Origin of the sequence: Staphylococcus sp. GDX8P80P (assembly GCF_017893095.1) — a bacterium.
GTDB lineage: Bacteria > Bacillota > Bacilli > Staphylococcales > Staphylococcaceae > Staphylococcus > Staphylococcus borealis.
In genome coordinates this window covers 26,801-33,384 of sequence record NZ_JAESMI010000073.1, presented here as the reverse complement: position 1 = coordinate 33,384, position 6,584 = coordinate 26,801, and the positions used below count along the sequence as shown (strand labels likewise).

Genomic DNA, 6,584 nt, shown 5'->3' with positions numbered 1-6,584 from the left:
CTTAGCTTGTAAAATCACTTTCGTGATTTTTTGTGTTGGTGCCCCGACTCCCAGCTTGCTTTGCTTGTAGAATTTCTTAGTGAAATTCTCTTTGCTGGGGCCCCCGCCCGCAAGGATGACTAGAACTGAAAAAAGCTTGAATTAAGCGCATTTTCAGTTCAGTCAGCTACTGCGAATTCGCAAAATAGCTTCATTATATTATTTATGTCCCAGACTTTTTTTATTTATTAGCGTAATTTAAAAAAGTAAACTAAGTAAAATGTAAATACTTTATCTTGAAGTCCGTATTTAGAAGGGCGAACTAAAAAACATAAATTGTAATATACATACAAAGACTGATAAAATTTGATATATTTTAAGGTAAAATAATAAGTATTATTTTCATCAAAGTGATTAATGCATCAGATAAACATGATGCAGTTGATTTACAGTCATATTAGGAGGCTACAATGTTTCATTCCAAGCATGCACATTTCGTAAATGGTATAACATTAAATGTGAGAAATTTAGCTAATTTAAGACCATTTTATGAAACGGTATTAGGATTTGAAGTGATTACCGAAACACACCAATCTGTCCAATATGAGATTGGTCAATCGAATCATTTTATAACTTTAAAAGAAATTGTAAATGGTAGGGAACCGCTGTTATCTGAAGCCGGATTATTTTATATAGGTATATTGCTTCCTAATATAGAAGATTTAGCAGATTTACTTGTACAAATGACAGATTTTGAAATTCCAGTAAATGGTGGAGAACAAAGTGTCTGTACCTCTCTTTTTATTGAAGATCCAGAGGGAAATGCATTTAAATTTTATGTCGATCACGATATAGATTACTGGGTGTACGATAATGAATATGTGAAATTGGATGTTGAAGCAATTAATGTTCCACGTTTATTAACGCATGTAACAGATCAAACTTGGCAAGGTATTCCTAAAGGAACTAAAATTGGAAATGTATCTCTTAAATCGATACGTATGTCTGAAGTCAAATCATATTATTTAAACTATTTTGGACTTGAAACATCTGCATATTTAGATAAGTTTTCACTCTATATGTCTTCAAATCAATATCATCATCATTTAGCAATTAATCAATGGTTATCAAGTACAAAGCGCGTTATGAATCCTATTACATATGGTCTCGCATTAATTGATTATTATTATCCTGAAATAACGCATATCGATGTTAATGGTCCAGACGGGCTTCAATTTAGATTTAATTTTATAGAAGTAGTGTGATTAAATGAAGAAATTTATAGCTATAATGTTTTTAGGTAGTGCACTTTTCACTGTTGGAGCAATATATGATGGTATTGATAATCAAGATATGACACAACCTACAATTCATTTTTGGGAAAAGAATCCAATGAAATTCAATTTATATGCTAAGGGGCAGTGTACGTATTACGTGTTTGACAGAATACGACAAGATGGTAATATGATTAGCAATAAATGGGGCGATGCTAAGTATTGGGCTGCCAAAGCTGATGAAGAAGGATATACAGTAAATAATGAACCTAGTGTTGGCGCAATTTTGCAATATCCTAAAGGTCAATATGGTCATGTAGCATATATAGATAAAGTTCACCAGGATGGATCGCTAACAGTATTTGATATGAACTATAATAAACCGTATGAAGTGACAAAAAGAACAGTTCATGACAATCAAGTAGACGAATTTAATTATATTCATCCAAAGGAAAATAAAAATGAAACAGCATAGTGAACTACAGTTACACCTCTCATGAGTTATTTGTAACTGTAGCTTTTTTTATGTATGGGAGTAAGCTATAATGTAGAGTGTTGTCAAAGTGTAGTGTGTGAATGGAGGCACGTGAATGAAAAAGAAATATTATATAACGATATCTTTAATCGTAGCAATTACAATATTAATCATTGATCAAGTAACTAAACGCATAATAGCTACAACAATGAATATTGGTGATTCGTATGAAGTTATTCCCAATTTTTTAAATATAACATCACATAGAAATGACGGTGCGGCGTGGGGAATATTAAGTGGTAAAATGGGATTCTTTTATATTATTACGCTTATAATTCTCGTCGTACTTGTATTATTTTATATTAAAGAAGCAAAGTATAATCTGTTTATGCAAGTTGCAATTAGTTTATTATTTGCAGGCGCATTAGGTAACTTTATTGATCGATTAGTAAATGGTGAAGTAGTTGATTTTGTTGATACGACTATTTTCGGATATGATTTTCCAATATTTAATGTTGCGGATTCTAGTCTAACAATAGGTGTATTATTCATCATCATTGCCTTACTTAAAGATGCAAATTCGAAAGAATAGGAGGCTATAATTTGAAAACACATGAATTTAAAATAGAAGACCAAGCTTATGTTGGACAGCGTATTGATAAATTATTACCTGAATTCAACAATGACTGGTCAAGAAGTCAAATACAAGATTGGATTAAAGACGATTTAGTAACAGTAAATGACAAAGTGATTAAATCTAATTATAAAGTTAAATTAAATGACAGTATTATTGTTACTGAAAAGGAAGTCGTTGAAGCTGATATTCAGCCGGAAAATTTAAACTTAGATATTTATTATGAAGATGAAGATGTAGCGATTGTATATAAACCTAAAGGTATGGTAGTTCACCCTTCACCAGGTCATTATTCAGGTACACTGGTTAATGGATTAATGTATCAAATTAAAGATTTATCTGGTATTAATGGTGAGATTCGTCCTGGTATCGTACACCGTATCGATAAAGATACATCAGGGTTATTAATGGTTGCGAAAAATGATATCGCGCATCGTGGTTTAGTTGAACAGTTAATGGATAAATCTGTTAAGCGAAAATATACTGCATTAGTACATGGAAACATTCCACATGATTACGGTACAATCGATGCGCCAATAGGAAGAAATGAGAAAGATAGACAATCTATGGATGTTGTTGATAATGGTAAAGAAGCCGTGACACATTTCAATGTGTTGGAACATTTTAAAGATTATACATTAATTGAGTGTCAATTAGAGACAGGGCGTACACACCAAATCCGTGTGCATATGAAATATATAGGATTTCCTCTTGTTGGAGACCCTAAATATGGTCCGAGAAAGACACTTGATATTGGTGGTCAAGCTTTACACGCAGGGGTTATTGGGTTTGAACATCCAGTCACACATGAATACATTGAACGACAAGCGGAGTTACCTGAAGCATTTGAAACATTATTAGAAGATATCCGTTTAAGAGAAGCATAAGTTAATCATTCAATTGTCTAAATGGAATTTAATCTAATAAAAAAGTATTATTTAGCACAGAGAATTTTAAAATTTGCATTGACTTATAAGTCAAAAAGCATTAAGCTAATAACAGTTCAAAAAGAAAACGATGTCTTTAAACGAAAGTCCAGAGAGGCTTCAAAGACAATGAGTATAATTCTATACACTTTCTTAAAATGATTCATTGAGCACATTGATGAATTGTTTAATGAGAATGACTTTATCATGTATCGTATAAACGTACATGTCCGTATATAAATTAAATCTCATGTCTTTGATCAAAGACATGAGGTTTTTTAATATTAAGAGGTGAGATAATGTCTGAGCGTATCATCATGGATGAAGCTGCAATACAACGTACTGTAACGCGTATGGCGCACGAAATTCTAGAATACAATAAAGGTACAGAAAATCTTGTGTTACTCGGTATCAAAACGAGAGGCGAATACTTAGCACGACGTATTCAAGACAAAATCAATCAAATTGAACAAAAAGCAGTTCCGACAGGCACAATTGATATTACGCATTTTAGAGATGATATTGAAATTGCTAACAAGAAAATCACTCAAGACGCAATAGATATTGATGCTGATATTAATAACAAGGTCGTCATCATTATTGATGATGTGCTATACACTGGTAGAACTGTTAGAGCTTCACTAGATGCGATTCTATTACATTCTCGACCAATTAAAATTGGATTGGCTGCACTTGTAGATCGAGGACATCGTGAGTTGCCTATCAGAGCAGATTTTGTAGGAAAAAATATTCCAACTGCTAAAGAAGAATCCGTTTCTGTGTTCTTAAATGAAAAAGATTCACAGAACGCAGTTATAATTGAATAAAGGCCTTTTAAATCAGTACGAGAGACTGAAAAAGGTGAAGTATTCAATAGTGAGTGTCAGTATTAAAGTTTCAATATAAGTAAGTAATAATGCGCTCACTAAAACAGAATACTTTGTCACGTATGTACAGATCACGTTGGATGTGAAAACGTATCTGCTTACTAAATACGATTTTTTAGTCTCTTTACATTTATATGTTAAAGAGACTTTTTTTATGAAAGGAAGAAAAAAATGGAAAATGAACAAATGTTTGAACGTACCGTTAAGCCGGTGTTAGACGTACAGGATAAACCGCAACCGGCACAGTGGGCATTACTGAGTTTGCAACATTTATTTGCAATGTTTGGTTCTACTGTATTAGTACCATTCCTTACTGGTTTACCTATATCAGCAGCTTTACTTGCATCAGGAATAGGAACATTGCTTTACATCCTAATTACTAAAGCAAAGATTCCAGCATATTTAGGCTCAAGCTTCGCATTCATCACACCGATTATTACTGGCTTGAGCACACACAGTCTAGGTGATATGTTGGTCGCATTATTCGCTAGTGGCGTCATGTACGTCATCATCGGTATTCTAATCAAAATAAGTGGTACAGGATGGTTAATGCATTTACTTCCACCAGTAGTAGTGGGGCCAGTGATCATGGTGATTGGTTTAAGCCTAGCACCAACAGCAGTCAATATGGCAATGTTTGAGAATTCAGGTGATATGAAAGGGTACAACTTAAGCTATTTAGTTGTAGCACTTATCACATTACTTGTAACCATTATTGTCCAAGGGTTCTTCAAAGGATTCTTATCACTGATACCGGTACTAATTGGTATCATCGTCGGCTACATTGTTTCAATCTTTATGGGATTAGTAAACTTTTCAAATATTGCGAAAGCAAATTGGATTGACTTCCCTCACATCTATTTACCGTTTAAAGATTATGTACCGTCGATACACCTTGGTTTAATACTCGTCATGTTACCAATCGTGTTCGTAACAGTGAGTGAGCATATCGGTCACCAAATGGTAATCAATAAAATTGTAGGTAGAAACTTCTTCGAAGATCCAGGTTTACATCGCTCAATTATCGGTGACGGTGTGTCAACCATGTTCGCAAGTATTATTGGTGGTCCACCAAGTACAACATACGGCGAAAACATCGGTGTTCTAGCAATAACAAAAATTTATAGTATTTATGTTATTGGTGGCGCAGCGGTTATCGCGATTGTCTTATCATTTATTGGAAAGTTCTCAGCGTTGATTTCATCAATACCTACCCCGGTAATGGGCGGGGTATCCATCTTGCTCTTCGGTATTATTGCAGCAAGCGGACTGAGAATGTTAGTTGAGAGCAATATCGATTTCGCAAGCAACCGTAACCTAGTCATTGCTTCAGTCATCTTAGTTGTAGGTATTGGTAATTTACTTATCAATTTAAAAGGTTTAGGTGTAAACCTTCAAATCGAAGGTATGGCACTCGCAGCACTTTCAGGTATTATCTTAAATTTAATTTTGCCAAAAGAAAAACAGGAATCAAAAAACTAATTTAACAAGGATTATTTATCAGGAGGCGCTTTATGAATAACTTATTATCTATGGAACATTTATCTAACGAGGACATTTACGATTTAATTCAAACAGCTTGTGATTACAAATCAGGAAAACAACCATTACCACAATTCGAAGGAAAGTTTGTTTCAAATTTATTCTTCGAAAACTCAACACGTACTAAATGTAGCTTTGAAGTAGCAGAGCAAAAATTAGGTCTTAAAGAAGTTAACTTTGAAACAAGTACATCATCAGTACAAAAAGGAGAATCACTGTACGACACATGTAAAACGCTTGAGAGCATCGGCGTTGATTTACTTGTCATAAGACATTCTCAAAATGCATATTATGAAGAACTTGAAAATCTTAATATCCCAATTGCAAATGCTGGTGATGGTAGTGGTCAACACCCTACACAAAGTTTATTAGATATCATGACAATTTATGAAGAGTATGGGTCATTTGAAGGATTAAATATCTTGATCTGTGGTGATATTAAAAATTCACGTGTAGCAAGAAGTAATTTCATAAGCTTAACATCACTAGGCGCAAATGTGATGTTCTCAAGTCCAGATGAATGGGTTGATGAATCTTTAGATGCACCATATGTGCAAATTGATGATGTTATCGACCAAGTAGACATTGTTATGTTATTACGTGTTCAACATGAACGTCATGGTATAACGGGTGAAGCTAACTTCGAGGCAAATGATTACCATGAACAATACGGTTTAACAATGGATAGATATAATAAGTTGAAAGATAAAGCAATTGTTATGCACCCTGCACCAGTTAATAGAGGTGTTGAAATTGATTCTGAATTAGTGGAAGCGCCTAAGGCACGAATTTTCAAACAAATGACAAATGGCATGTATTTAAGAATGTCAGTAATCAATAAACTATTATCAGGAAAAGAGGCGTAAA

The 6,584-nt window shown here is 33.7% G+C and carries 7 protein-coding genes; all 7 read left to right on the top strand.

What is annotated here, in order from left to right:
- The first annotated feature begins 449 nt into the window (after positions 1-449).
- The 7 genes from KA858_RS06955 to KA858_RS06925 all read left to right on the top strand — a co-directional run bounded on the left by KA858_RS06955 (position 450) and on the right by KA858_RS06925 (position 6,583).
- The gene (locus KA858_RS06955) at positions 450-1,244 is read left to right on the top strand and encodes a VOC family protein (protein WP_210135335.1); all 795 of its coding nucleotides are present in this window, start codon (positions 450-452) and stop codon (positions 1,242-1,244) included.
- Positions 1,245-1,248: 4 nt separating this feature from the next.
- Positions 1,249-1,728, top strand: coding sequence for a CHAP domain-containing protein (locus tag KA858_RS06950; RefSeq protein WP_075108622.1), 480 nt, complete (start codon positions 1,249-1,251; stop codon positions 1,726-1,728).
- Positions 1,729-1,843: 115 nt separating this feature from the next.
- Positions 1,844-2,320 carry a signal peptidase II gene (gene lspA, locus KA858_RS06945; protein WP_053029201.1) on the top strand — a complete coding sequence of 159 codons (477 nt, stop codon included), beginning with the start codon at positions 1,844-1,846 and terminating at the stop codon, positions 2,318-2,320.
- An 11-nt stretch (positions 2,321-2,331) separates the two neighbouring features.
- Positions 2,332-3,249, top strand: coding sequence for an RluA family pseudouridine synthase (locus KA858_RS06940; RefSeq protein ID WP_075108624.1), 918 nt, complete (start codon positions 2,332-2,334; stop codon positions 3,247-3,249).
- 338 nt (positions 3,250-3,587) lie between these two features.
- A complete protein-coding gene (gene pyrR, locus KA858_RS06935; RefSeq protein ID WP_075108625.1) occupies positions 3,588-4,115 on the top strand; it encodes a bifunctional pyr operon transcriptional regulator/uracil phosphoribosyltransferase PyrR in 528 nt (175 codons plus the stop codon).
- 231 nt (positions 4,116-4,346) lie between these two features.
- Positions 4,347-5,657, top strand: a complete 1,311-nt coding sequence (locus KA858_RS06930; RefSeq protein ID WP_053029204.1) for a uracil-xanthine permease family protein — start codon at positions 4,347-4,349, stop codon at positions 5,655-5,657.
- 32 nt (positions 5,658-5,689) lie between these two features.
- Positions 5,690-6,583 carry an aspartate carbamoyltransferase catalytic subunit gene (locus KA858_RS06925; RefSeq protein ID WP_053029205.1) on the top strand — a complete coding sequence of 298 codons (894 nt, stop codon included), beginning with the start codon at positions 5,690-5,692 and terminating at the stop codon, positions 6,581-6,583.
- The last annotated feature ends 1 nt before the right edge of the window (position 6,584 follow it).

Coding starts and splice junctions, on each gene's coding strand:
- KA858_RS06955 (WP_210135335.1), top strand. CDS start 450: ATGTTTCATTCCAAGCATGCACATTTCGTAAATGGTATAACATTAAAT.
- lspA (WP_053029201.1), top strand. CDS start 1,844: ATGAAAAAGAAATATTATATAACGATATCTTTAATCGTAGCAATTACA.
- pyrR (WP_075108625.1), top strand. CDS start 3,588: ATGTCTGAGCGTATCATCATGGATGAAGCTGCAATACAACGTACTGTA.
- KA858_RS06925 (WP_053029205.1), top strand. CDS start 5,690: ATGAATAACTTATTATCTATGGAACATTTATCTAACGAGGACATTTAC.
- KA858_RS06950 (WP_075108622.1), top strand. CDS start 1,249: ATGAAGAAATTTATAGCTATAATGTTTTTAGGTAGTGCACTTTTCACT.
- KA858_RS06930 (WP_053029204.1), top strand. CDS start 4,347: ATGGAAAATGAACAAATGTTTGAACGTACCGTTAAGCCGGTGTTAGAC.